This window comes from Ihubacter sp. rT4E-8 (assembly GCF_049852125.1).
GTDB lineage: Bacteria > Bacillota > Clostridia > Peptostreptococcales > Anaerovoracaceae > Senimuribacter.
The window spans coordinates 895,282-919,100 of sequence record NZ_CP187532.1 but is presented as its reverse complement, the minus strand read 5'-3'; the positions used below and the strand labels follow the sequence as shown (position 1 = coordinate 919,100).

The window sequence follows — 23,819 nt, the reverse complement described above, 5'->3', positions numbered from 1 at the left end:
TTTTGGTCAGCATTTTCGCGATTTTTACCGCAAAAACATCTATTTTCCTTTCCAAACACTGACAAACCAGACAAAATTCAAAGAAAATGTCAGTTTTGTCAGCATTTTCTCCAAAAACACTGACAAATTTGACAAAAAACCGATTTTCTGTCAGTTTTGTCAGCGCCCGACCGATCGCCAGTCAAATCCCGGAGGCGGCAGAGGACAAAGCCGCGCCGCTTCGCCACTTCGCTGGCAACACTTTATTGTCTAAGGACAAACAGGCTTCCGGGCACCCTCCCGAAGCTTTGCTTTACGGAAGGGTGGGTTCTTATTTCCAAGGTCTGCCGACCAATTTTCCTTTACTGATGGAGTAAACGTCATCGATGACCATCTGGAAGGATGCGTCTCTCTTTTCTGCCTGGGCGCGCTCTTCGATTTTCTCTTTGTTGAAATCGATCAGTTCCTTGGAAAGCGGCACGTTGGCTGCGTTTAAGATACGGATCGCGCCGTCGTTGTCTCTTGCCGGCAGCATCTTGCCTGCATTGAGTTTGCTCGGCGCAAACGGAATATCCAGAACACCTGCCTGGAACGCTCTGACAGCGCCGACCGCCAAATCGCCTTCACCCAGTTCAAAGACTTTATCTACAATGCAACGGGTTTCCGCAGAAATAATCATCATTTCGTTTACAACATGGCTGGTGTTGGAAAGCTGCTGGTCGCAGAGCATGTTAATCATCTGCTTGGTACAGCGCAGTCCCTGCGCGTTTGCTTCCTTGGTTGGCACGCCGATGGCTTCGTGCGGCGTCTTTACGATAACCTTGGTCGCCTTGGAGAGTGCCGCGATAGCGCTGCCCCAGGAAATCACGGAAAACGCCTGGGCTTCATCCTGCGGGAAGCCGCCCATCCACTGATGGAGGACTGTAGTCACCTCTACATCACCGTAGCCGTATCTCTTTAAGTATTCTTCTGTCAGATTGCCCAGGGCGCGGATCGCCGCAACGTCCTGAACCAGATTGCCGCACTGGCCGTAACCCACGGTGATGTTCTTTACGCCCTGCTCCGCCGCCAGCAAGCTTTCGATGATGGCTACAGAGTGAGAAATACAAGGTGGAACCAGCGTTCCGGTAAGTGGTCCGTACGGTTCTCTGTTGATGCTGACACCTGCTTCTTCATAAATGCCGGTCAGCCGGTCGCAATACTGCCAATCTCTGATGGTCTTTTCCAGGCTGACATTCTTTGCGTACGGAATATTGTAGGAAATGCCGCCGCCCTCATAGCTTGTGAAACCGCCTGCATAAGAGATTTCTGTCAAAAGACGCGCGTCCGGCGTGCCGTGACGAACCTGTACCGGCGTATGCAACTCATTGATAATGGAACGGCATGCGTCTACACCGTGGTTGACAATGGGCAGACCGTTAAGCATGGATTTGCTCTCGCGAACGGATTCCTGAATGCCCACTTCCGCTTCTTTATATCGGTTCTGTCTGGTATAGCTGTCTACCGTAGTCGGAAGCAAATCCGCGCCGCCCTTGTCCTGCAGATAGGTCAAAAGATCGATGTGCTCCTGTACCAGCGCTACGCCCGCTCTCGGCTGCACCAGGGTTTTTCCTTCTTTCTTCGCTTTTACCAGCTTCTTGCCGAAGTTCTTTTCTTCCGGCAGGCTCTGATGGAATGCAACCGCTTTCTCAAAGTCCACATCTGCGCCGGTCGGCCACTGTGTCAGAATTTCTTTCTGAATACTGTAAAATTCGTCGTTCGTTAATTTCTTATTCTTCAATTCCATAGGACAACAACTCCTTTTTCATGATTTTTAATGCTGTATCTGGCGCATGCTGGCTGAGAAGTCCCATGGCCGATAGTATATATGCTTTATCCAGCAGGATTTCCGCCTGCTTCGGTTTTAATGACGATGGATCGGCAAAGTCGTAAAGTACGCCTCTCGCGATTTTCTCTATCTGCTTTGCGTGAATCAGAGAACCGCCTGTGATAATCGCCTTTTTTACCTGGGTCAGATCTTTGCCTTCCTGCAGCCAGGTTTCTCCCACCGGCGTATAAACCTTTTCCACGCGGCCTGCGTGACGGGTTATGCCTACTTTGACCGCCAGCGACGCCAGTGCAAAATCCAGCGCCTCTAATTCTTCCGTTTCCGGCAGTGTATCGGTCTTTTCTGTAATCAGGGAGAGCAGTTCCTCCGCCCTGCCTTCGGGCAATCCGGAAATTCTCGAAACCGCAGTCATCCCAGCCGCTTCTGCAATACCCGCCGCGCTGTAACGCATGCCGATATCGCCTTCCACTGTTCGTTTGGCATAAGGCTCCGGCAGCCCTTTCAACACCGTATTGACACCGCTAGGTTCCCCCAAACTCATGGAGTACACATCTGTGGTGGCGCCGCCTACATCCACGGCAATCAGATCTCCCAGACCAGGCTCTGTCTCGGTACCCTTTGCCAGAAGTTCCATAGCGGAAAGCACCGCTGCCGGCGTCGGCATCATGATACCGGAAATCAGCTGACTGGCTTCTGACAGTCCCTTTGCCTTGATAATCCGTTCCAGGAAAATTTCCCGAATGGAGTTTTGTGCAGGCTCGATGTTCAGTTCCCCGAATTTAGGCATCACGTTTTCACAGACAATCACCTGTTTTCCCGCGTCTTCCAAGATCCTGCGGCAAGAACCCGCCGCGTTTCGGTTTCCCGCTATCACGATGGGAAATTCCGCACTGAGCCCTGCCAGCATTTGGGCATTCTCGATGATCGTATCCTTATTACCGCCGTCGGTACCGCCGGTCAGAAGAAAAATGTCCGGCTGCAGCGTTTCAATTTCCGCTGCGTCTTCCTCCGTCAACTGATATGAATAGACCTTCATGACCTTTGCGCCGGCGCCCAGAGACGCAGTCTTAGCTGCTTCCGCTGTCAACTCCGGTACCAGCCCGCAGCTGATCATTTTCAGACCGCCCGCCGCGCTGGAACAGGCGTATCTGGCGTCGAAATCCACCTCGCCGATCTTTTCCGAAAGAAGCGCCAGCGCTTTTGCCAGTCCCTCGTTGACGTCGGTTTCCACTGTGGTATAACTGGCCGCTGTGCCCAGAAGCCGTTCTTCCTCCATATCCACAGCGGTTACTTTGGTATAGGTGCTACCGAAATCTATCAATAATACTCGTTTCATGGTTTCACCGATTCCTTACAGGGTTAAGTCCTCTTTTAGACACCGAATCGTTTCCTCCGGCGCTGTGCCCGGCCCGAATACACGGTTGAAGCCCATCTTCTTAAATCTCGCCTCTACTTCATCAAAAGGCTGTTTGCCGACGACGATATTGCCGCCCACATAGAGTAAAATATTCGTAAGCCCAGCTTCATTGCACTTTTCTCTAAGACCGCGGCAGTCAAGCTCCCCGTGTCCGTACAGAGAGGAAACCATAATCGCGTCCGCATCCGTTTCGGTGGCTGCCGCAATATATTCCTCCTGCGATACCATGACGCCCAGATTGGTTACATCAAATCCTGCTTCCTCAAAAGCATGGTTTAGAATCTGGATGCCTACTGCATGAACATCCGCGCCGATGACGCCGATGACTAACTTCTTCTTGTTTTCTTCCATGATTCACCTCGAAATTTTTAAATCGAAAAATGTATTACATCTTTATAGTACATTGTTATATCTCATTTGTCCACAGGCAGATTGTTTTTTTTTGGCACTTCTTATGCAAAGTGCATTTTAAGAAAAATTTCCGGATTTTTGTACGAAAAAACAGACCCTCTTTTCAAAAGGTCTGCTACTCTATTGTTCTCATTACAAAATCTGTTCCTTATAACAGTTTTTCTGTCACTTTCCTCAATTCCCCTCTGATGACGATATGCTACGGTCACGCCTCCTCACATTTGCCGCATCCGATGCACTCGCTTGCCTGCTTCAGTCCGCGACCTGAAACCATCCGGTTTTCCTGATGCTTCGCCATTCCTTATTCCTTTTCCGGAACTTTTTTCTTCTTTGGTTTAGGGAAGGGAAGCTCATTATAAGTGGCAGATATAAACCTTGCCATTAGGTTGCGGTCATCAACGCTATCTATAACAAAATGAAGCTTTGCTCCTGTATATGGAGAAGCTTCTTTGCAATCCGGATAGACAGCAGCCCCGGCTTCTGTTTTTTTCACAAAAAACTGGTTATCGCAGATGACGCCAACGATTTTTCCATTACAGTAAACACCATATTCACCAAACATTTTTTTATATGTAATTTCTCCTGCGCCGCCTATCTGTCCACACACATATTCCACAAAATCTAAACTGGAAGCCATAATTACCACCTACTTTCTCATCCAACATTTACATTGCTCAATCCTTTTCCCGTTATCGCCTTGCTTTTCATCATAAGCAAATTGTTTCAGCAGGCCGCAAGGAAAATCCTCACATTGCCCGCAATGCTCATGTTCTCTTGCTTCAACGCAGGATTTTACCGGACAGCCTTCACCCCAAAACGGCTTCTCAATATTTACGCATCCTTTACACCCCACTTGTTTTTGATAAGAACATTCACTGCATAAAATTCCACATCTTGACTCAACCATAAATGAAACCCTCCTTTTAGTTGGATACTAGCATAAGCAACATGACATCTGTATGTCATGTTACTGGCGTTTATTTTCAAATCGCTGTTATTATTTCTTTCGATTATCATAATACACTCCTACAAAATCCTTTTCCTTTTCTTCATACATTTTAATAATATTTTCCGCTTGCTTTTTTCTATCGTCCTGCAATTCATCTGGCGCTAATACAGAAACTTTATCACCAAAGCTGAAAACCCATTCACGCATATTCTCATAGCTTGCAAAATCGCGCTCAAATAACAGTCTTTCATCTTGGCATACCGAATAGCTGTCAATTCCGTATTCTTCAATCAGACGGTGCTTTTCACTTTTGGCAAATACAGCTTTTAAACGGAAAGTACCTTCTGCAAAATAATTTCCAAATGATAATTCTTCTTGGGGAATTTCTCTTTCCGAAAAAGTTTCTTCGTCTATTTGTAAATCCCAAAGGCGATTTAATTTGAACAGGCGGTAGGCTTGTCTGTCTAAGCAAAATCCGTAAACATACCATGCTGACCACTTAAATATTAGACGGTATGGTTCTATACGACGTTTTGCTTCCCCCTTTTCATAGTAATATTGAAACGACAGAATATGTTTTCTGCGGATTGCACTTTTCAATAGTTCAATTTTTTGTGTAAGCGACGTTTGATAATGAGACGCTAAATCAATAATGATCATGTCCTCTGCAATCACGCGCTGTTCCTTGCTCGAAAATTTATCAAGCAAACTGGAAAGAGCAGAGCTTTTTGATACGCTGTCCATTCCTCTAAGTCCCGCAAAAATGGTTTGCAGTTCGTCTTTTGTAAAGAGCGATTTATCTAATTTATAACCGTCGGCAATCGAAAAACCACCGCCGTAGCCTTGCGTAGAAACGACAGGTATTCCGGCCTTACAAATATCTTCTATATCACGGTTAATAGTTCGTCTTGACACTTCAAAACGTTCTGCTAATTCGGGAGCGGTTGTTTTTTCATTTCGCAGCAATATAGTAATTATCCCAATTAAACGATCAATTTTCATTTACTCATCTCCAATTCTAAGGGTAGTATAGCAGATAAACATGACAACATAAAGTCATGTTTTAAAATCTTTCATTATTTTTTGGCACTTTCATAACCACCTCGAGGACCATTTGAAACACGCCGTAAAGCTATTTCCTACTATATTATTCCCCGCACAAATTTATAAATAATATACTTTATTATAATATTTTAACTATATATCATATAATTATAAAAATATTTCAAAGCAAAATAAAATAGCCCGCTTTCCGCGGGCCGCAGCAATTTTCTTATTGTTTCTCTTGTTATTTTTCTTTACGGAATCAGCAAAGCAAGGCGGCGCTAAATTCCAAATTTTTCTATCCCTCCAGTTCCTTACTTTGCAGTGTCTTATGGAATTTTGCCAATCGCATCATCATAAAGTCATAGTTGTACTTTCGATGAGGTACCATACAGCCACTGCAGTCCTTAATGCCGTTTTCCAGGTAATGATAATTTCCTCCGCATTTTCTTCCCATGTCAATATGTTCATCAAAGGTCATATCTGGAATAAAAAGTTTAATGGAAGTCCGCTTCCGTCCTTTTAAAATCACGCCCTCCTTTACGGGATTGACCTCAAAAGCAGCGATCTTTTCTTTTAAATTGTCGATTCCGGTTTCTTTCTCGAAATTATCCACAAACTCCCCGATATCAGCGTACACCACGTGATCCGGATTCTTAAACCAATTTACATGCATTTTTATCTATCTCCTTTTTCTTTTACTAAACACTTTTAATTTGCCGCGTATCAATACACGTAGGCTTAAACCTCTGTCCCGTCTGCATAAAAGGTCTTACAACCTTCTTCATTTCTGCTCCCATAAATTTTTCCAAAATAAGAAAGTCGGCTACGCCGATTCTACGCAATGGTAGACTTTCTTGCCTTTTCGCCCCGCAAGCAAAGCGCGCGGTCAGGCGAAACGGACAGCGAAGCGAATATCATTCGCGGAGGAGTATGCGGAGCACACGTTGATATTCCGAAAATATCGAAAATCGATATTTCCTACATAATCAAAAAGCCGCACCTAAAATGGTGCAGCCCGTATTTTCTGCGTATATACTTTATTTCTTTGCCAGTAATCCGCCAGCAGAAACTATTCTATGCATGTCTCCTGACTCAGGGATCATCGTTTCTGCTCACCTTCCCGTTTCCAGTGGCTGGTCTAAAACCTTCGAACAAAAACTCACCCATTACAGTGGCGGTACCGTGCAGGATTCTCACCTGCTTCCATCTTAGCTCCCAATCTAATCAGGAGAACATAAAATCACTTTATTAATTTCTATAAATCTATCTTATCATTGCCTGCACGAAAAATCAAGCCTGATTCCTCCCTAAAAACGGTAGCATGCCCCTTTTTGCTTCAAAGCGAAGGCAATGGAGCTCCTAATAATTTAATAAATATCTTTTTTCACATACCGCAGATAACCGGCTCCAATTCCAAGCAGCCCAATTACCATCCCGATTGCGACCAGTGTCCCATCGAGACTGCCCGCTGTCACGAGATCTGCTCCTTCGCAGTAAGCGAAAGGGGTCACATATTTTAAAAACGCCGCCGCATCCGCGATGTTGGCAATGAGATTCAGAAAATACATCATAAAAGCGACGCCAAGCCCGGCGCCCACGCTGCCTTTCCGCATAAATGCGGAAATCCCGAAGCAAATCCCCGCCAGTTCCAGCTGCAGCAGATAATACGAAAGATGCATCAAATTGATTTCCTTCCAGGGAATCGCTTCGCCTACCGCCGCGACAGCGCACACAGAGACCCCATAAACCAGCAGATTCATCGCCGTCACCTGCACCAATACCGCGAGGAGTTTTTCCATCACGATCTGTCTGCGGCTAATCGGATGGGTCAGCAGAAATTCAGCCGTTCCATCTTTTTCTTCCTTGCTCAAAATGCCAGCCGCGCACAGGCAGGCATAGAACGCGCCGCCAAGTCCCAGCACATTGCCGCATTCCACAGCATAAAACCCGGTCAGCGTACCGAAGTTCAGACGGTCCATTCCAAACGCGTCGGAAAAAGAGCCCATAGAGGCAAACACATCGCTAACGCTTTCCATCTGGTCTTTCATCTCGGGGAAAAGAAAGATACAAACTGCCAGAAGAAAAGAAATCGCCGCGGTCCAAATCAAAAACGAAACGAGGCCCTGTCTCAATTCATGTCTAACTAGTATCACAGCGCCTCACCATCCTTCTCATAATAGTGGAGAAATACCTCTTCCAAATCCGGCTCAGATATGGCCAGATCCGCAATCTGTCCCTCCGACAGTCTTCTCAGCAGCTTGTTCATATCGCCGCTGTAAAGAAAGCTGATCTGCTCCCCAATTTCTTTTCTGTCACGAATTCCGCAAAGTCCGTCGAGATTTACGCTGCCGCAAATCGCAACACGCCTGGCGCTGGTGCGGGAAAGGGCTTCTACGCGATCGCAGGCGATGATCTTTCCTGCTCGAATGATGGCGGCGCGGCTGCAATTTCGCTGCACCTCCGACAAAATATGACTGGACAAAAAAATAGTCGTCCCTACTGCATTGCGTTCCCTGAGAATTTCAAAGAATTCTTTCTGCATCAGTGGGTCAAGACCGCTGGTCGGTTCGTCCAAAATCAAAATTTCCGGCTGATGCTGCAGCGCGCAGACAATGGCAACTTTTTTCCTGTTTCCAAAAGAAAGTTCCTCCACCTTCCGGCTCTCAGAAAGCTGTAATCTTTCACAAAGCTGCGCAGCTTCCTTTCTGCAGTCCTTTTTTCGCAAGCCCGCGGACAGCTTCAAGATGTCTTTCACCCGCATCCCGCGATAAAAAACTGCCTCCGACGGAAGATATCCGGTTCGTACAAGGATCTGCTCTTTTTCTTTGCCGGCAGCAAATCCTCCTACCCAGGCGTCTCCTCCGGTCTTTTCGATCAGACCCAGCAGCGTGCGGATTGTGGTGGATTTCCCCGCACCGTTGGGACCGATAAATCCAAAGAATTCTCCTTTGGAAACGGTCAGACTGACGCCGGAGATTCCCCGGTTCTTTCCGTAATATTTCGTCAAATTCTCCATTTTGATTGCATCCATTCTATCACTCCTTCCGAAGATAAATACTTTTCCAAAACGCGATCAGTCTGGTGAAATCCTTTTCCATTTCCGCGACATCCATAGAGCCTCGCTGCACCATCTCCCATAGATAGCCTTCCGACGCCCAGTACATCTCCCGGTACATCATGGAAATATCCAGTCCCGGCACAAACTGCGCCGGGTCGAAGTTGATACGGGCGCGGTCTGCTTTCAGATTAAAATACCGATGATAGCTTTCAGAAACAGCTGCGCAGATTTCCGGGTCCTTTTCGTAAAATGCTTTGATGGTAAAATTTGCCATGTCCGGATACTGACTGATCAGTTCCATTTTTGCCCGCATGCCCCGTTCTATACTCTCAAACAACCCCTGCTGACTGTAGCATTCGCATTCGGTCAAATATGCAATGGTCTTCTTAGCGCAAGTATCCCACAAAAACAGATACAGTTCTTTCTTGTTATGAAAATAGTGAAACAGCAGTGATTTGCTGATTCCCGCTGCCTCCGCAATTTCACGCATGGGACTGTTATGATAGGTATTCTGCGAAAAAACTTTATAGCCAGCATTGATGATTGCCTGCTGCCTTTCTTCCGGCAGAGAAAAAAACTTTTCATTCATAGCGTCTCCTTCATTCCCGACCGATTTTATTCTATTATAAAGCCGTTGACCGATTTTGAGAAGGGTGCAATTCCTTCTATCCGGTTTCCTGGTATTTTCCTACATCAGTTGTGCATATGTCGCCACTTCATCACTAATTTGCACAACTTCCACTCCTGCGGGTTGTGCAAATCCTACTGCCTACGCTGCCTCTTGCACAACTTTTGCGCTCCGTAACGCAAAAAAACATTTTTTCCATCAAAAAAGTTGTGCAAAACAAGATACTTTCATCTTGCTTTACACAACAAACACAGTATTAAACGCCACGATTTCCGCAAAAGTTGTGCAAATTACTTTTTTCAAGCTTTCCCTGCACAACCGAACCAACAAAAAGTTATGCAGAAACAATTTTTATCGCATCATCTGCACAACCGCAATCTGAAAACGCGTATCCCCCGCAATACATTCTTCTGACCCTGCGATCAAATATCGCAGACAACGCGATCACATGCTCCGCTTCTTGTTCATGACCCGTTTAATCTGATCTACCACGTGGAGAAAAGACCCCTTGTCCACCTTATAACTATAGGAAACCAGTTCCCCGCCCCGCTGCGCAAACTCCAGCAGCAGCTCCTTTTCTTCCGGCGCTATAAACGTCTCATAGCCCTCCGGAACGATCACCACATCGTTTTCAGCAAAGAACTGTTCCTCTTTTCCAAAGATACCCGCAAGCTGTGTCGCCATCTGTTCGCTCCATCTGCCCATTCCCTGGCAATTACTCCTGACTACACCGGCAAAAGCATCGCTGGCGCAGAAAATTCCCACCTTTTGCGCGTCTCCAATCTTCGCCAGACGAACAATGGTATGTACCGACGGCGTCATGGCAACCATAGCAAGGGTTTTGCTGCTTCTGATATGGGATTCCACCTGTGCAAAATGGGTAGATGTAGTCAAAATCAAATCGTAATCCGTGTTCAAGCTTTCCTCGGCTTCCTCAATTCTGGCAAGATCAAAGGCCGCCGTCTCAGCATAACCAATCTGAGATAGCTGCCCCTCAATCATCTGCAGTGTTTCCGGGTTACAGTCCACTAGGGCGACCTTTACAACATCGTACTTCTCCGCCAAGCCTCTCAGCTTCAGGTCCAAATAGATTTCCATTTCTCTCGGCGTAAAACCCAGGCTTTCCAGCCGTGCAAAGAGTTCATCGATGGCAGTCATGGCTTTTTCCTTGCGGCTGGCAGAATCCTCTTTCTGATCTACCACAAAGGAACCGCTGCCCTGTACCATTTCCACAAAGCCCTGCTCCTCCAAATATTCATAGGCATGCTTAATGGTGCCACATGCCACGCCGATTTCTCCGGAAAGCTCCCGCACCGTAGGCAGCTTAAATCCCGCAGCCAACTTTCCCTCCTGAATTGCGTCAGAAATCCGCTCCGCTATCTGCTTATAGATTGGCCCCTGATAGGCGTCGTCCAATTTAAAATCCACAAACATAGCTATTTCTCCATGGCAAGATATGCTTTCCTGCCATCCTCATACAAATTGTTTCCCAGGCTATCGATAATCACTACAGCCGGAAGATTTTCCACCTCCAGCCGGCGAATCGCCTCCGCGCCTAAATCCTCGTAACAGACCACTTCTGCTTTTTTAATACATTTTGCCAAAAGAGCGCCCGCTCCGCCGATGGCGCCGAAATACACTGCGTTATTCCGCTTCATGGCTTCGATGACCTCCGGCGAACGCTTACCTTTGCCAATCATGCCCTTGAGACCAAGATCCAGCAGAGCCGGCGCGTAAGCATCCATGCGGTAACTGGTAGTCGGACCGGCTGAACCGATCACCTGTCCTGGCTTCGCAGGAGCAGGACCTACATAGTAAATAATGCTGTCTTTTACATCTACAGGCAGTTCTTTTCCCGCCGCTAAAAGCTCACAAAGCCGCTTATGAGCCGCGTCCCTTCCTGTATAAATCACACCGCTGATCAGCACGTTGTCTCCGGCTCGCAGTTCCTTGGTTTTTTCTGCGGTCAGCGGCATTGTTATTTTCTTTTCCATCTGATTCACCATCCCATCCTATAATACAGCCGTTTTGTGTCTCGTCACATGGCAGTTGATATTGACTGCGCACGGAAGCCCTGCGATGTGGGTCGGCAGGGTTTCAATATTGACAGCCAGCGCCGTCGTTTTGCCGCCGAAGCCTTGCGGTCCAATGCCAAGACCATTGATTTTTTCCAGCATTTCCAGCTCCAGCGCGCTGTAAAACGGATTTTCATTGCGCACATCGCAAGGACGCATCAAAGCTTTCTTCGCCAGAAACGCCGCTTTGTCAAAAGTGCCGCCAAGTCCCACGCCGACTACAATTGGCGGACATGGATTAGGTCCTGCTTCCTCCACCACTTTCAGAATGAAGTCTTTAACTCCAGCAAGGCCGTCGGATGGCTTCAGCATTTTAATCTGACTCATATTCTCACTGCCGAAGCCCTTAGGCGCTACTGTGATTTTCAGTCCATCGCCCGGCACGATATCGTAGTAAATTACCGCAGGTGTGTTGTCTCCGGTGTTGACGCGATCGATAGGATCTTTCACACAGGATTTACGCAGGAACCCTTCCGTATAGCCGCGGCGAACTCCCTCGTCCACAGCGTCTTTCAGATTCCCTTCAATATGAACATCCTGTCCGATTTCAAGAAACACACAGGCAAGTCCCGTATCCTGACAAATCGGCACGTTATCAGCATCTGCGATTCCGTAGTTTTCTTCAATTTTTTCTAAAATATTCTTTGCAATGTCAAATGGCTCGCAGGCCTTACAGCCTGCAATAGCGCCTTTGATATCCTCCGGCAGGTGACAGTTTGCCTCAATGCAGAGGTCCCTGACCACCTGGGTGATTTGTTCTACATTTATAGTCTTCATGTTATCTCCGTTCTGTTTTAAAATTCAATTCTGTTCAAATCACGCGTCTCATAGTCCCAGCGCTCGCCGACTAAACCGATAATCAGGTACATATCCTCCATAGAATCGTAAAAAATTTCTTTTAACAAACGAAAATTCTCGATTTCACCAGTAGAACGGACATGAATCCGCGGACCGGTACAAGGATGAATCATATCCCCCAGTTTAATATGGTCTTCATCGTAATAAGTGACAGGAATATCCTTCTCTATATAACCTTTCACATCTTTGATCAGCTGATCGATATCAATATCCGGTTTTTCTTTAAAACCCAGTGAGAAGCCTCGCTTGATATCGCCATGATAACATTTCTCAAAAAGCTCAGCAGGCATACAATGCTCTACTAAATCCTCTGCGGTATGCGCCATTTTTCTGTAACGCACAGATTTAATTACAATACTCGCAATATCCTGCGGTAAAGGACCGAATATGGTCGGTCTTGTAACGATAATTTCCTCTCCAACGCCGATTAAAAGTTGAGCATTGCTCTTGAGAAACGGATAGAGCAATTCAAAATGTTCGATAATAACTCTGCGACCTTTTCTGACAGCAGCCTCTACTGCTTCCGCCAGCACGTGCATCTGGGTAAATGCCGACTCAAAGCGCACGTCCATATGATATGTATGAGGCGCATAAAAACCTTCGTCCTCCTCCACGCTGAGAATCGGCAAAGGGCGTACATTCACACCGCTATCGTCATTGCACAAATCCAACCCTGGAAACATGCCTTTGATTAACATGCTCTTACCCGCTCCGGCTTCGCCGATAATCCCAATCAGCTTATCCTGTGGGTTCAAATATTGCTGCGCTACATGCATGCCCAGACGAAGCATACGTTCATTTCCTCTGGGTGCAAAAAAAATACTGTAAAGATGAGGCGACTGCATCCGATAATTTCTTTTTTTACTCATAATGATCTCCTGATTTCAGTTTGTGATTTTCTTATATTGTATCATATTTTTTATGATACATCCATAATTTTGTATCAGATACAATTTTGATGCAATTTGATTTTTCCCACAATCAGACTTTAATCGGAATACGAATTTCTGTAACAAATTCACTTATACCAATCAGCCTCCTTGCTACTCTTTCAGCTTGCATATATGAAAAAGAAGACGAAATCCCTTTCGTCTTCTCAAATCTACTACGTTTATTTTCCGCAGTTTGCTTTTGCAGTTTCACACAGCTGCGCAAAGCCAGCAGGATCGTGAATAGCCATTTCAGAGAGCATCTTTCTGTTGATTTCAATGCCGCTCTTTTTCAGACCGTCCATCAGTCTGCTATAAGACATACCATTCATTCTTGCAGCCGCGTTAATTCTCGCGATCCACATCTGTCTGTACTGTCTTTTCTTTAACTTTCTGCCTACATAAGCAGATCTCAGTGCTCTCATTACAGCAGGGTTAGCCGCTCTGAAAACCTTGCTCTTTGCACCGTAATATCCTTTAGCCTGTTTTAAGATTTTTTTATGTCTCTTGTGGGCATTTACGCCTTTTTTTACTCTTGCCATATTTCTCTACCTCCTACGATTATTTAGCCATGGATCTTAACATTCTCTTAACATCAGCGCTGGTTAATGTTGTAGCCTTTCTCAGACCTCTTTTTCTCTTCGGGGTCTTCTTGGTAAGGATATGACTTTTGTATGCCTTGTTTCTCTTTACCTTGCCGGTACCAGTTAATTTCAGTCTTTTGCATGCGCCTCTATGGGACTTCATCTTATTCTTTGCCATGATGCTCTCTCCTCCTATGTTAATATAATTGGTTACTTGTCAGATTTCGGTGCTAAAAACATCGTCAGGCTTCTGCCTTCAAATGTAGGCTTTTTGTCAATGGTGCTGACCTCACTGCAAGCTTCGGCAAATTTCACCATAACCTCACGGCCTCTTGCAGTATAATCTCTTTCTCTGCCGCGAAAACGCAGACTCACCTTGACCTTATCGCCGTCCTGCAGGAACTTACAAGCTGTTTTCGCCTTCACCTGAATATCGTGATCTTCGATAAAGGTGCTCAGTCTGATCTCCTTTACCTGCATGGTCTTTTGCTTTTTCTTTGCTTCTTTTTCTCTTTTCTGCGTCTCATATCTGTATTTTCCATAGTCCAGAATCTTACAGACCGGCGGCTTAGCATTCGGTGAAACATTGACCAGATCCAGCTTCTTCTCATCTGCCAGACGCAATGCTTCATCCCTGGTCATAATACCCAGCATCGTACCATTCTCATCGATTACTCTCAGCTCTTTATCACGAATTTCTTCGTTAATCTTGTTTTCCTTGCTAATGGTTAGCACCTCCTGTGAACTTCACATAAAAATAGCGGGTAAAGTACCCGCTCCAAAACACGTCATAAGACGATTCATTCTGACTATTAACCTGACAAACTGTGCGTCTGAAAGGTGAGAAGCGGATAACTTCTTCTTCATACCAGAATACTATAACATCATTTTAACCTTGTGTCAACCCAAAATTATCAATAATATCGGAATCGTAACCAGGGACAAAACTGTAGTCATGACAACCCCTGCCGACCCTAATCTGGCGTAAATACCGTATTCGCTGCAGCCCATAGATACCAGAGATGCAACAGGCATCCCCATGGTTACCACGGCAATTCCCCGTAGAATTCCCGAAAAGCCCAATAAGGTCATCACCCCATATGCAACTATCGGCATAACTGCTAATCTTATAAAGGACATGAAGTACAATTTCCTATCGTCGGCAAAGACACTTTTCAGCGAATACGCGCCGATATTAGCGCCTATGATAACCATAGACAACGGAGAAGATACATTTCCTACGTATCCGCAGATTTCACTGACAGCAGCAGGCATCTGCAGATCAATAAAAAACACCACAATAGCCAGCAACGACGCAACAGTACCCGGATTCACCATTCTTCGCAATGCCTGACCGCCTTTCAAACCGTCCTTCTGCCCAGAAACACAGCGGATTCCATAGGTATAATATAGCAGATTAAACCCTAAATTAAACATGCTCAGATGAAAAATACAGCTGTTTCCATAGATCGCCGCCGCGACAGGATATCCCATAAACATATTATTAGAAAAGATGTAGAACATCTCATAAACCGGCTTGTCCTCTCTGTTCACGTTTGTCACAAAAACAATGAGCTTGGCTAAAAAAGGCAGGGCCGCATAAAATCCTGCTCCCACCAGAATAAATCCAATCAGCTCTCCCCGATTAGAAATATCAACATCGCCCAGAGAAGTAATAATCAAAAGCGGCATCGTGATATTCACAATAAAGAAGGAAAGCTTCTGACACATTTCGACCGAAAATACATCTTTTTTGTTGAGATAGTATCCAACGATCATTGCCAGCAATAATTTACAAATCGTTATTATAATCACACGTTTTCTCCCTTCTCATTCATGCCCTGTATCGCCTTTCGAAACTGAAAGCGGAACAAAATCATAGTAAACGTTACCGCCACAAAATCAGCCACAGGTTCTGCCAGATATACCGCCATAGTCTTGTCCTCAAACAATGCCGGTAGCAAATAAATCAAAGGCAGCAACAGAACAAACTTCCGCATCACCGCTACTGTAACGGACGCCCCCGCATTACCAATGGCAATAAATGTCATCTGACAAGCAACCTGAATCCCCATCATAAACATGGCGCCTGTGTAAATCCTCAGCGCCCATGCGGTAAAGCCAATCAAAACGGTGTCCGCCGTAAAAATTCTAGCGAAAACATCCGGAAAACCCATGATCAGCGCCCACAGAATGGCAGCATAAGTTACTGATACCTTCAGCAGAGTTCGAAATGTCCGGCGGACTCGCTCTTTGTTCCCCGCTCCAAAATTATAGCTGGTAATAGGCTGCGCCCCTTGTCCCACGCCGTTTAAAGGCAGCATAGCAAACTGCATAACACTGGTCAAAATCGTCATTGCCCCCACCGCAGTATCACCACCGTACTTTAACAAGGATGAATTGAAACAAACGGAAATCACACTTTCACTGGCCTGCATAATAAAAGGCGCGATTCCCAGCGCCAGACAAGGACCAAGAACATCCAGCTTTAGCCTCATAGCTCCAGACCGCAAACGCAAAAGCGACTTTCCCCTTGCTAAAAAGGCAACGACCCAAAAGGCAGACACGCCTTGGCTGATCACCGTGGCCAGCGCAGCGCCCTTTACCCCCATATGAAAAGCAAAAATAAATATAGGATCTAACACGATATTTAAAATTGCTCCGATCAGGACTGTATACATAGCGGTACGGGCAAATCCCTGGGCTGTAATAAAAGCGTTCATCCCCAAAGTCAACTGAACAAACGCCGTACCTATCGCGTAAATACTCATATACCCCGCCGCATACGCAATCGTATTTTCGCTTGCGCCAAAAGCCATAAGCATCGGGCGGCCCGCTGCAAGTAAGACAGCAGTCAAACCTATGGATATAAAAATCTGTGCTGTAAAACAGCTTCCAAGTACCTCCTCTGCCAGATCATTTCGCTTCTGTCCCATATAGATAGAAGCTCTCGGCGCTCCTCCCATACTGATTAAAGACGCAAAGGCCGTTACAATCATGATGACAGGAAGGCACACGCCTACACCCGTCAGAGCCATAGCGCCCTCTCCCGGAATATGTCCGATATAGATTCTGTCAACAATATTGTACAGCATGTTAATCAGCTGCGCGGTTACAGCAGGCAAGGCCATACGGAACAAAAGCCGTCCAACCGGTTCTTCTCCAAGAAAATCATTAGATGATGTTTGCAAAATTTCACTTCCCTTATGTTCTTTTTCAGTATTACTGTTCCAGAATCGCAATCACCAGAAATGCGACAATACAGAACGAAAGAAATGTCAGCATGAATATGCCGACCGGCATTTCTCCTTCAAAAGCGCCTGCATCTTCATTCTCCTTCATATCCTTCAAATCCTGTACATTGCTAAGCGCTCTCAAAGGATGAAGTGCAACATGCCTGCAAACAAGCACAGTTCGATCAAAAAATACCTGAGAACAATCAAAGACTCTGCAGATCAGCTTCGACAGCCAAACCAGCGCTTTCGGTATCAAACGACGATACGCCCAATCAAAATCCAAGCTCAGCATATCGTGAGGCGCCATCATCGGCAGCAGCATCACAAACGGAACCGTAGCTCCGATAAACAACCCAACATATTCTAAAATATGATCTATACTGAATAGATGAACCATGGACGAAAACGGCGTCAAGCTATAGCCAATATTAGGGAATACTCCCGTGAGAATGCACAGGATTGCACCGATTGCCATAGCTGCCTGCATGTGCACCGGCGTTTTTCCGCATATCACCTCTTTGCTGGTTTTCCCGAAGAATACAAAATAGTTAATCTTCAATGTGATAGATAACCATGTTCCCACTCCGGCAAGCATGACCAGCCAATATCCAATCGGATATTCTCGCAGAGATTCCATAATCAAAGCCTTACTTGCAAATCCATTAAGAAACGGCATGCCGGCAATGGCCAGAGAAGCGAACAGAAAGCATACGGCAGTCAACGGCATCTTCTTAGCCAAACCGCCAAGCTCGCTGATTTTTCGCTTTCCCGTTGCCGTAATAACCACGCCGGCAGCCATGAGCAGAACACCTTTGTACAAAATATTATACGCAGCGTGAAGCGACGCGCCATCTATCCCCACATGACTTCCTGTACCTAAAGCCGCTATCATCATACCTAACTGACTGATAATATGATAGGAAAGGAGTCTTCTAAGATCATTCTCAACGAGAGCCATACAGGCGGCTAATACGGCCATAATACCACCTATAAGAACAAATTCCTCCGTTCCGGCAAAAACTCTTATCAACGCATAGACAGCCACCTTCGTAGTATAAGAGCCCATATAGACCGTCCCTGACGGCGTACTTTCAGGATAGGCATCCGCAACCCAGGTATGCAAAGGAGGGATCGCGCCGTTTACAGCAAATCCCAATAAGATCAGCCAGTATCCCCCACTGAAGCTATCCGTAAGCAGCGACACCTCAAAGCTACCCTGACTGCAAATCCATATCACGCCTGCCAACAACAGATTTCCACCAAAAAAGTGCATTGCCAAATAGCGATAGGATGCGCGCCTGGCCTGATGTGTTCCTCCCGCCAGGACCAAGTACCAGGAAGCTACGGCCATAACCTCCCAGAAACAGATCAACGATATCCAGTCTCCCGCGAAGACTACGCCAAGGCTGCTACCTGTATAGATCTGCGCAGCACACTTTTCTCCTCTTGATCCAGTATCCATAGAATAAATAGCGGCAATGACCCCAATGACGCAAAAGATCAGTCCAAATGTCTTTGACAGTCTGTCTACAGCCAGAAGTTCAAAGGTCAACGAAGGAGTAAAACCATATTCCATCCCGCCGCCACCGAGCAGAATCATTGCCGCCATAGCAATGATTGCTCCCGCCAGCGCCGCCCAATTGCGTACGCTTTTGTGTGGAATAACGAAAGAAATAAGACCCGACAGTATCAGGATTAAGCCCGGATGCAAATTATGCATGATCCTCACCTCCCCTGTCGTATTCATCTGTATAATAATCGTTTTCCCTTTGCAGCAGCTGTGCAAGAATCACTTTTGCAAGCAAAATCAGCGCCATACTGCCGCCAAGGCCTACCGCCATAAATTTCAGCAAAATGATCATAAGCCGCCTCCTTCAAAGATCGCTGCCGCCGCCTGCTGCGCGAAGGTCATCAAATGCATCCCCAAATCCGGACAAATTCCCAGAAGCACACTGAAAAAAGCCGTAATCAGTAGTGGACACAGCAAAGGCTTTGATGCTTCTCCCTCCAGACCATACGTATCATCACAAAAATCCGAATTCACATTGCGGTTGCTAAACGCCATATAAACTACCGGAATCAGATAAGTCAAAGACAATAACGCGCTGGCGACCAGAGTAGCAATGAATAAAGGCTGCCCCGCCTGCGCCGCGCCCTGCAGGATACCGGCCTTGCTGACAAAACCGACCATAAACGGCATACCCGCAATTCCCAGTGACGCTGCCGCGAAGGCCGTCATAGTCAAAGGCATTCTTCTTCCGATGCCGCGCATTTGACTGACGTCAGCTTTATGTTCTGTTACAAAAATCGCGCCTGCGCACATGAACAGCGTTATCTTCATAAGCGCATGAGCTACAATGTGATAAATCGCGCCGCTCACACTGATCGGCGTCAAAATGCAAACGCCTAATACGATATAGGACAATTGCCCTACTGTAGAAAATGCCAGCCGGGCCTTAAGATTATCTTTTTGTATCGCTATCAATGATGATAGTAAAATCGTTGCCACCGCAAACCATGCCAAAACGTTGGTCGTGCCGCAGGTCTGGCAGAGATCCGGGCCGAAGGTATAGCAGATAACCCGAATTACACAAAACGCGCCTGCCTTTACTACCGCCACAGCATGGAGCAGCGCGCTGACCGGCGTTGGCGCTACCATAGCAGCCGGAAGCCAACTGTGAAGAGGCATAACGCCCGCCTTTACTACACCGCCGAGAATCATCAAAAAGAACACCCAGGAGGCTTCCCCTCTCGTCATACCGGTAATAAATCCGCCCGCAGTGAAGTCAAGCGTTCCGCACTTCATATAGACATACACGATAGCAGCAAAAAACAATTGTCCGCTGGTCAGCGTATACAGCAAATATTTCCGTCCGGATCTTTTTCCTTTTTCATCCCTGTAATGTACCACCAGAGGATACGTCGCTGCCGTCAGCATTTCATAGAAGATAAAGAAGGTCAGCAGATTCGCTGAAAAACAAATACCTATAGCGCTGGAAAGACTCATTGCAAAGGCAGAGAAATACCCGGTCTGATTTCTTTCGTCATGCCCCCGCATATATCCGATAGAGTATATACTAGTCAAAATCCAAAGTCCTGACGCTACGCAGGCAAAAACCATACCCAGGCTATCCACCCGGAAGGAAAGTCCAACGCCTTCCACGATCTCAAATAGCGTAATATCGAAAGTATTTCCAACCAGCGCCGCCGGTATCATGGAAAAAACACAAATTGCCTTTAGAATGGCCGCGGCCATCGTGATAGATTCTCGAATATTCGGAGAAACTCTTTCCCCCGCGACCAAAATAGCCCCCGCGGCAATCATAGAGATCAGAATTGCAATAACAGGGCGAAAGGTTAACAGCATTTCTGTCATCTATGCCACCTCCGTAATCGTCGACGTCAATAAATCCACAAACCATGTATTGCATAATCCCAGAAGAACAACGCCCAACCCACAAAGAATAATCGGAAGCATCATGGACCATGGTAATTCTCTCTTTCCCTCTGTCAAATCTACTTCTGACGCTGGTTCCGCATCCATAAAAATATGCTCCAACAGACCGAAAAAATAAACAGCGCTGAGCAAACTGCTGGCGATCAGCACCGCGATATACCCATAAGATCCTGCCTCCACCGCGCCCAGTGCCAGATACCATTTGCTGAAAAAACCTGCCATCGGAGGTATTCCCACCATAGATAAAGCCGAAACAGCGATTACAACTACTGTCTTCGGCATCCTTTTATAAAGCTGTCCAATTCGATTTACCGAATAGACCCCGTACCTATAGCGAATACCGCCTATGCAGAAAAATAAGCCGCTTTTCATAAAGGAATGATTGATAATATGCAGCATAGCTCCCACCAACCCATAGAAATTATCCATGGCGATACCAATGCCCACATATCCGATTTGAGCAATACTGGAATAGGCAAGCATCCTCCGGAGATCCTTTTGTTGAATGGCTTTCAGCGAACCATAGAGAATGCCCATGGAGGCCATAACACCAACTACTACTAAAAAACGTGATACACTTTCTCTGTTGGCATCGAACACAAAGTAGAAAAAACGCAGCATAGCGTATGCCGGAACTTTACCCATAACGCCTGCAATCAAAGGCGCTGCGCCAGGATGAGCCTCTGAATATGCTGCCGGCTGCCAGCCGTGAAGCGGAAAGAGCGCCATTTTTATCCCAAATCCCAGAATAAAGAATACCATAGCTACCATAGTCGTGCCAGATTCCAGTACAGGACCTACCAGCCCAGACATGTCGTACATATTTAACGTACCTGTTTCTCCATAGATAAAGGCAATGCCCAGCAGGTAAAAGGATGCGCCGATTGTCCCGATAAGCAGATACCGAAACGCTGACGTTACTCCCTTATCTCCGCCCATTGCAATTAGTGCGTAACCGGATAACGACGTGATCTCCAAAAATACATACAGATTAAACACATCTCCCGTGGCAGTCATCCCTAAAAGTCCAGTAATCAAAAGGGATAGAATAGAATAGTAGCCCGCACTTTTAAAGCGGCTGTTACCCTGTTGAAACGGCATGCCAAATAAAGCGCTGAGAAATCCCATTAAGCCTATCAGTACCAACAGCACACCATTCATAGAATCCACGGAAAATTCAATACCGTAAGGCGGCTCCCAATTGCCGAACCAATAATGAATACGTCCATTTTCCCTGATCTGACAAAGCAACAGAGCGGAAGCTATAAGAGATGATCCGGAAAGTATCGTTACAAGCCACCTCCCGGCCTGTCTGTTAAACCATGAAACAATCGGACAGAGCAGCGCTCCAATCAGAGGACAAAAAATAACAAGAACAGGAAGATTCGAAAGCGCTATCATGATTCTTCCTCCTTTTTGATAATATCTTCTTCTTCAAGAGATTGATATTTCTCCTTAATTCTCATCAGCAGAGCAAGTCCCAATCCGGTAGTTCCCAAGCTGACTACAATCGCCGTAAGCATCAAGGCGTGGGGCAATGGATTGATATAGTCCTCCGCATGGAACAAATCCGCCAACGTTACAGGAATCGTACCGCCGTTTTTCTGGCCCAGGCACAGGAAAAAAAAGATTACGGCCACCTGCATGATATTCATGCAGATCAGCTTTTTCATATAGTTACCGCAGGTTGCCATTCCAAACATCCCCAAAAATAAAAGGATGATCGTCAGCATATAAATACCACGCTCTGCCAAAAAAGCGTTAATCTCGCTCATGAATACTTTTCCTTTCTAAAACAGCTTCCAAAATTGTGATAATTGTAGCTGCCACACAAACTGTAACACCGATTTCAATTAACAGAATACCAATCGAATGGAGCTCTGCTTCATGAACCGGAAAAGGCAGCTTACCATATTCCAGAAACTTGCCGCCAAAGAGCATGGGAAGCAAACCCGTCAAAGCATATATCGACACTCCAGTCGCTGCCATACAGACGGCAAAATGCTGCGTGACCTTCACACTTTTGATTTCTATTCCCGCTACCATAGCATAGAGGATATACGCCATGGCGATCAATGCGCCCGCCTGAAAACCTCCGCCCAGGCTAACCTCTCCATGCATCAGTACATATACAGCATAAATTAAAACAATCGGTACGGCTATTGGAATGATGACCCGCACATCAGGTCCTCCGAAATCTTTCATTTCTCCGAAGATCGTAGCATCCCATCTTCGTTTCATTCTGTTGGACAAAATCATAGCCACAGAAAACCCTGCCAGATACATCACAGTGGTCTCCAACAAAGTGTCAAAGCCTCTATAATCAGCCAAAACCCCTGTAACCAGATTAGGCGAGTTAGTCATTGCGGGACCCTCCTCGATATAGACTCGAGATATATGCTGATTAGGCGGCGACTGCGGATCACCTATTGCCGGTAAAAAATCGATGATGCTCCATGCGATACTGACAATACTGACTAAAAGAACGATACCAACCGCCTTAGCCACATCCTTCTTTGTAGCGCTTTTTCCCATCACTTACACCACCTGTCCGTACTTTCAATTGCCAATACAAAATATGTAGTAGAGATAACGCCAATAACAGCCTCTGTAAACGCAACGTCCGGCGCGCCCATTATAATATACAGCAGCATCGTGCAAAAGCTAAACGCGCAGTAAACGATAGCCGAAGACAATAGATCCTTATCCATGATGATAAAAATCGTCGTCGCAATTAAGAACAAAAGTAATGTGGCCTCAATGAGAAATATCTGCATGTGAATCCTCCCTCCACGGCTGCTCTCCTGAACGAATCGCAGCCTTGCTGATCAAATGAGTACCCAACGGATTAACCAAAAACAATGCCGCCACCACTAAAAGAATCTTTGCGCTGGTCAAATTCAGACCGCCATAAATCGCCAAACCGATACCGGCCAGCACGATGCCAAGAGTTTCTCCAATGCTGGAAGCGTGAAGACGGGAAAAAAAGTCAGGAAGCCTAACTACTCCAACGGCCGATACCGTCATAAAAATAAAGCCTGAGATCAGAAGTACGCCGGACAAAATTTCTCTAATGATCATCCTTTTTCCTCCCTCCCAAAAACCTGGCGATAATTACGGTACTCAAAAAACCTAATATTCCGTAAGAAATAGCAATATCTACGTACATATCGGCCCGCCCATCGATAAAACCTATCAGCATAATCACTACGATAACGTCGATACCCATAACAAAGATACCATTGAGCCGGTCATATACTGACGGTCCGCGAAATACTCTGATCAGCATCAAGCCGATAATCGCGATAATGCCCACCAACAAAAATTTAAACAAAAAAGCCATAGCAAGTTCCTTTCCTGCCG

General features: G+C 46.1%; 28 protein-coding genes, 1 riboswitch and 1 other annotated feature. All 28 genes read right to left on the bottom strand.

The window, feature by feature from the left end; genetic code table 11:
- Positions 1 to 310 precede the first annotated feature (310 nt).
- The gene (locus ACPW7J_RS04545; protein WP_161873822.1) at positions 311 to 1,765 is read right to left on the bottom strand and encodes a methylaspartate mutase subunit E; all 1,455 of its coding nucleotides are present in this window, start codon (positions 1,763 to 1,765) and stop codon (positions 311 to 313) included.
- Entirely contained in the window at positions 1,749 to 3,143 is a 1,395-nt protein-coding gene (glmL, locus tag ACPW7J_RS04540) for a methylaspartate mutase accessory protein GlmL (protein ID WP_425756867.1), read from the bottom strand. Before glmL ends, ACPW7J_RS04545 begins: the two co-directional genes overlap by 17 nt.
- Before the next feature lie 15 nt (positions 3,144 to 3,158).
- A complete protein-coding gene (gene glmS, locus ACPW7J_RS04535) occupies positions 3,159 to 3,575 on the bottom strand; it encodes a methylaspartate mutase subunit S (protein WP_161873820.1) in 417 nt (138 codons plus the stop codon).
- Positions 3,576 to 3,936: 361 nt separating this feature from the next.
- Positions 3,937 to 4,272, bottom strand: coding sequence for a TfoX/Sxy family protein (locus tag ACPW7J_RS04530; RefSeq protein ID WP_425756865.1), 336 nt, complete (start codon positions 4,270 to 4,272; stop codon positions 3,937 to 3,939).
- Between the two features lie 9 nt (positions 4,273 to 4,281).
- Positions 4,282 to 4,542, bottom strand: coding sequence for a DUF3795 domain-containing protein (locus ACPW7J_RS04525; RefSeq protein WP_425756863.1), 261 nt, complete (start codon positions 4,540 to 4,542; stop codon positions 4,282 to 4,284).
- Between the two features lie 90 nt (positions 4,543 to 4,632).
- Complete coding sequence (locus tag ACPW7J_RS04520; RefSeq protein WP_425756862.1) at positions 4,633 to 5,586, bottom strand: helix-turn-helix transcriptional regulator; 954 nt, start codon at positions 5,584 to 5,586, stop codon at positions 4,633 to 4,635.
- Positions 5,587 to 5,926: 340 nt separating this feature from the next.
- Positions 5,927 to 6,304 carry a cysteine-rich small domain-containing protein gene (locus tag ACPW7J_RS04515; protein WP_425756860.1) on the bottom strand — a complete coding sequence of 126 codons (378 nt, stop codon included), beginning with the start codon at positions 6,302 to 6,304 and terminating at the stop codon, positions 5,927 to 5,929.
- Positions 6,305 to 6,691: 387 nt separating this feature from the next.
- Positions 6,692 to 6,884: riboswitch (cobalamin riboswitch) on the bottom strand.
- 114 nt (positions 6,885 to 6,998) lie between these two features.
- On the bottom strand, positions 6,999 to 7,784 hold the full coding sequence (locus ACPW7J_RS04510; RefSeq protein WP_425756858.1) for an ABC transporter permease subunit: 786 nt from the start codon (positions 7,782 to 7,784) through the stop codon (positions 6,999 to 7,001).
- The gene (locus tag ACPW7J_RS04505; protein WP_425756857.1) at positions 7,781 to 8,662 is read right to left on the bottom strand and encodes an ABC transporter ATP-binding protein; all 882 of its coding nucleotides are present in this window, start codon (positions 8,660 to 8,662) and stop codon (positions 7,781 to 7,783) included. The genes ACPW7J_RS04510 and ACPW7J_RS04505 overlap by 4 nt, the downstream gene beginning before the upstream one ends.
- Before the next feature lie 4 nt (positions 8,663 to 8,666).
- Positions 8,667 to 9,278, bottom strand: coding sequence for a TetR/AcrR family transcriptional regulator (locus ACPW7J_RS04500; RefSeq protein WP_425756855.1), 612 nt, complete (start codon positions 9,276 to 9,278; stop codon positions 8,667 to 8,669).
- Positions 9,279 to 9,761: 483 nt separating this feature from the next.
- Positions 9,762 to 10,751 carry a GntR family transcriptional regulator gene (locus tag ACPW7J_RS04495; protein ID WP_425756853.1) on the bottom strand — a complete coding sequence of 330 codons (990 nt, stop codon included), beginning with the start codon at positions 10,749 to 10,751 and terminating at the stop codon, positions 9,762 to 9,764.
- Positions 10,752 to 10,753: 2 nt separating this feature from the next.
- The gene (locus ACPW7J_RS04490) at positions 10,754 to 11,311 is read right to left on the bottom strand and encodes a Fe-S-containing hydro-lyase (RefSeq protein WP_161873763.1); all 558 of its coding nucleotides are present in this window, start codon (positions 11,309 to 11,311) and stop codon (positions 10,754 to 10,756) included.
- 18 nt (positions 11,312 to 11,329) lie between these two features.
- Positions 11,330 to 12,169, bottom strand: a complete 840-nt coding sequence (locus ACPW7J_RS04485) for a fumarate hydratase (RefSeq protein WP_425756851.1) — start codon at positions 12,167 to 12,169, stop codon at positions 11,330 to 11,332.
- A 17-nt stretch (positions 12,170 to 12,186) separates the two neighbouring features.
- A complete protein-coding gene (locus tag ACPW7J_RS04480; RefSeq protein WP_161873761.1) occupies positions 12,187 to 13,119 on the bottom strand; it encodes an alanine-tRNA synthetase second additional domain-containing protein in 933 nt (310 codons plus the stop codon).
- Between the two features lie 242 nt (positions 13,120 to 13,361).
- Positions 13,362 to 13,721 carry a 50S ribosomal protein L20 gene (gene rplT / locus ACPW7J_RS04475; RefSeq protein ID WP_161873760.1) on the bottom strand — a complete coding sequence of 120 codons (360 nt, stop codon included), beginning with the start codon at positions 13,719 to 13,721 and terminating at the stop codon, positions 13,362 to 13,364.
- A gap of 19 nt (positions 13,722 to 13,740) precedes the next feature.
- Positions 13,741 to 13,941: a 50S ribosomal protein L35 gene (rpmI, locus tag ACPW7J_RS04470; protein ID WP_161873759.1), complete on the bottom strand. Its 201-nt coding sequence runs from the start codon at positions 13,939 to 13,941 to the stop codon at positions 13,741 to 13,743.
- Positions 13,942 to 13,973: 32 nt separating this feature from the next.
- Complete coding sequence (gene infC, locus ACPW7J_RS04465; protein ID WP_424959394.1) at positions 13,974 to 14,498, bottom strand: translation initiation factor IF-3; 525 nt, start codon at positions 14,496 to 14,498, stop codon at positions 13,974 to 13,976.
- Between the two features lie 11 nt (positions 14,499 to 14,509).
- Positions 14,510 to 14,633: a sequence feature (ribosomal protein L20 leader region), on the bottom strand.
- Positions 14,634 to 14,663: 30 nt separating this feature from the next.
- Positions 14,664 to 15,578: an AEC family transporter gene (locus tag ACPW7J_RS04460; protein ID WP_425756848.1), complete on the bottom strand. Its 915-nt coding sequence runs from the start codon at positions 15,576 to 15,578 to the stop codon at positions 14,664 to 14,666.
- Positions 15,575 to 16,954: an MATE family efflux transporter gene (locus ACPW7J_RS04455; RefSeq protein ID WP_425756846.1), complete on the bottom strand. Its 1,380-nt coding sequence runs from the start codon at positions 16,952 to 16,954 to the stop codon at positions 15,575 to 15,577. The genes ACPW7J_RS04460 and ACPW7J_RS04455 overlap by 4 nt, the downstream gene beginning before the upstream one ends.
- Before the next feature lie 31 nt (positions 16,955 to 16,985).
- Positions 16,986 to 18,719 (bottom strand): proton-conducting transporter membrane subunit, encoded by a 1,734-nt coding sequence (locus ACPW7J_RS04450; RefSeq protein ID WP_425756844.1) that lies wholly within the window; start codon positions 18,717 to 18,719, stop codon positions 16,986 to 16,988.
- Complete coding sequence (locus ACPW7J_RS04445; RefSeq protein WP_161873756.1) at positions 18,712 to 18,861, bottom strand: hypothetical protein; 150 nt, start codon at positions 18,859 to 18,861, stop codon at positions 18,712 to 18,714. Before ACPW7J_RS04445 ends, ACPW7J_RS04450 begins: the two co-directional genes overlap by 8 nt.
- Positions 18,858 to 20,375 (bottom strand): monovalent cation/H+ antiporter subunit D family protein, encoded by a 1,518-nt coding sequence (locus tag ACPW7J_RS04440; RefSeq protein WP_425756842.1) that lies wholly within the window; start codon positions 20,373 to 20,375, stop codon positions 18,858 to 18,860. Before ACPW7J_RS04440 ends, ACPW7J_RS04445 begins: the two co-directional genes overlap by 4 nt.
- The gene (locus ACPW7J_RS04435; protein ID WP_161873754.1) at positions 20,376 to 21,857 is read right to left on the bottom strand and encodes a monovalent cation/H+ antiporter subunit D family protein; all 1,482 of its coding nucleotides are present in this window, start codon (positions 21,855 to 21,857) and stop codon (positions 20,376 to 20,378) included.
- Positions 21,854 to 22,231: a cation:proton antiporter subunit C gene (locus ACPW7J_RS04430; protein WP_161873753.1), complete on the bottom strand. Its 378-nt coding sequence runs from the start codon at positions 22,229 to 22,231 to the stop codon at positions 21,854 to 21,856. The genes ACPW7J_RS04435 and ACPW7J_RS04430 overlap by 4 nt, the downstream gene beginning before the upstream one ends.
- A complete protein-coding gene (gene mbhE, locus ACPW7J_RS04425; RefSeq protein ID WP_161873752.1) occupies positions 22,218 to 22,991 on the bottom strand; it encodes a hydrogen gas-evolving membrane-bound hydrogenase subunit E in 774 nt (257 codons plus the stop codon). The genes ACPW7J_RS04430 and mbhE overlap by 14 nt, the downstream gene beginning before the upstream one ends.
- Positions 22,991 to 23,233 (bottom strand): hydrogenase subunit MbhD domain-containing protein, encoded by a 243-nt coding sequence (locus ACPW7J_RS04420; RefSeq protein ID WP_161873751.1) that lies wholly within the window; start codon positions 23,231 to 23,233, stop codon positions 22,991 to 22,993. The genes mbhE and ACPW7J_RS04420 overlap by 1 nt, the downstream gene beginning before the upstream one ends.
- Positions 23,214 to 23,537, bottom strand: coding sequence for a monovalent cation/H(+) antiporter subunit G (gene mnhG / locus ACPW7J_RS04415; RefSeq protein ID WP_425756838.1), 324 nt, complete (start codon positions 23,535 to 23,537; stop codon positions 23,214 to 23,216). The genes ACPW7J_RS04420 and mnhG overlap by 20 nt, the downstream gene beginning before the upstream one ends.
- Complete coding sequence (locus tag ACPW7J_RS04410) at positions 23,527 to 23,799, bottom strand: monovalent cation/H+ antiporter complex subunit F (protein WP_161873749.1); 273 nt, start codon at positions 23,797 to 23,799, stop codon at positions 23,527 to 23,529. Before ACPW7J_RS04410 ends, mnhG begins: the two co-directional genes overlap by 11 nt.
- Positions 23,800 to 23,819 lie beyond the last annotated feature (20 nt).

Excerpts from the sequence above, each read along its gene's own strand:
- ACPW7J_RS04545 (WP_161873822.1), bottom strand. The coding sequence starts at position 1,765 with ATGGAATTGAAGAATAAGAAATTAACGAACGACGAATTTTACAGTATT.
- glmL (WP_425756867.1), bottom strand. The coding sequence starts at position 3,143 with ATGAAACGAGTATTATTGATAGATTTCGGTAGCACCTATACCAAAGTA.
- glmS (WP_161873820.1), bottom strand. The coding sequence starts at position 3,575 with ATGGAAGAAAACAAGAAGAAGTTAGTCATCGGCGTCATCGGCGCGGAT.
- ACPW7J_RS04530 (WP_425756865.1), bottom strand. The coding sequence starts at position 4,272 with ATGGCTTCCAGTTTAGATTTTGTGGAATATGTGTGTGGACAGATAGGC.
- ACPW7J_RS04525 (WP_425756863.1), bottom strand. The coding sequence starts at position 4,542 with ATGGTTGAGTCAAGATGTGGAATTTTATGCAGTGAATGTTCTTATCAA.
- ACPW7J_RS04520 (WP_425756862.1), bottom strand. The coding sequence starts at position 5,586 with ATGAAAATTGATCGTTTAATTGGGATAATTACTATATTGCTGCGAAAT.
- ACPW7J_RS04515 (WP_425756860.1), bottom strand. The coding sequence starts at position 6,304 with ATGCATGTAAATTGGTTTAAGAATCCGGATCACGTGGTGTACGCTGAT.
- ACPW7J_RS04505 (WP_425756857.1), bottom strand. The coding sequence starts at position 8,662 with ATGGATGCAATCAAAATGGAGAATTTGACGAAATATTACGGAAAGAAC.
- ACPW7J_RS04500 (WP_425756855.1), bottom strand. The coding sequence starts at position 9,278 with ATGAATGAAAAGTTTTTTTCTCTGCCGGAAGAAAGGCAGCAGGCAATC.
- ACPW7J_RS04495 (WP_425756853.1), bottom strand. The coding sequence starts at position 10,751 with ATGTTTGTGGATTTTAAATTGGACGACGCCTATCAGGGGCCAATCTAT.
- ACPW7J_RS04490 (WP_161873763.1), bottom strand. The coding sequence starts at position 11,311 with ATGGAAAAGAAAATAACAATGCCGCTGACCGCAGAAAAAACCAAGGAA.
- ACPW7J_RS04485 (WP_425756851.1), bottom strand. The coding sequence starts at position 12,169 with ATGAAGACTATAAATGTAGAACAAATCACCCAGGTGGTCAGGGACCTC.
- ACPW7J_RS04480 (WP_161873761.1), bottom strand. The coding sequence starts at position 13,119 with ATGAGTAAAAAAAGAAATTATCGGATGCAGTCGCCTCATCTTTACAGT.
- rplT (WP_161873760.1), bottom strand. The coding sequence starts at position 13,721 with ATGGCAAGAGTAAAAAAAGGCGTAAATGCCCACAAGAGACATAAAAAA.
- rpmI (WP_161873759.1), bottom strand. The coding sequence starts at position 13,941 with ATGGCAAAGAATAAGATGAAGTCCCATAGAGGCGCATGCAAAAGACTG.
- ACPW7J_RS04450 (WP_425756844.1), bottom strand. The coding sequence starts at position 18,719 with ATGCATAATTTGCATCCGGGCTTAATCCTGATACTGTCGGGTCTTATT.
- ACPW7J_RS04445 (WP_161873756.1), bottom strand. The coding sequence starts at position 18,861 with ATGATCATTTTGCTGAAATTTATGGCGGTAGGCCTTGGCGGCAGTATG.
- ACPW7J_RS04440 (WP_425756842.1), bottom strand. The coding sequence starts at position 20,375 with ATGACAGAAATGCTGTTAACCTTTCGCCCTGTTATTGCAATTCTGATC.
- ACPW7J_RS04435 (WP_161873754.1), bottom strand. The coding sequence starts at position 21,857 with ATGATAGCGCTTTCGAATCTTCCTGTTCTTGTTATTTTTTGTCCTCTG.
- ACPW7J_RS04430 (WP_161873753.1), bottom strand. The coding sequence starts at position 22,231 with ATGAGCGAGATTAACGCTTTTTTGGCAGAGCGTGGTATTTATATGCTG.
- mbhE (WP_161873752.1), bottom strand. The coding sequence starts at position 22,991 with ATGGGAAAAAGCGCTACAAAGAAGGATGTGGCTAAGGCGGTTGGTATC.
- ACPW7J_RS04420 (WP_161873751.1), bottom strand. The coding sequence starts at position 23,233 with ATGCAGATATTTCTCATTGAGGCCACATTACTTTTGTTCTTAATTGCG.
- mnhG (WP_425756838.1), bottom strand. The coding sequence starts at position 23,537 with ATGATCATTAGAGAAATTTTGTCCGGCGTACTTCTGATCTCAGGCTTT.
- ACPW7J_RS04410 (WP_161873749.1), bottom strand. The coding sequence starts at position 23,799 with ATGGCTTTTTTGTTTAAATTTTTGTTGGTGGGCATTATCGCGATTATC.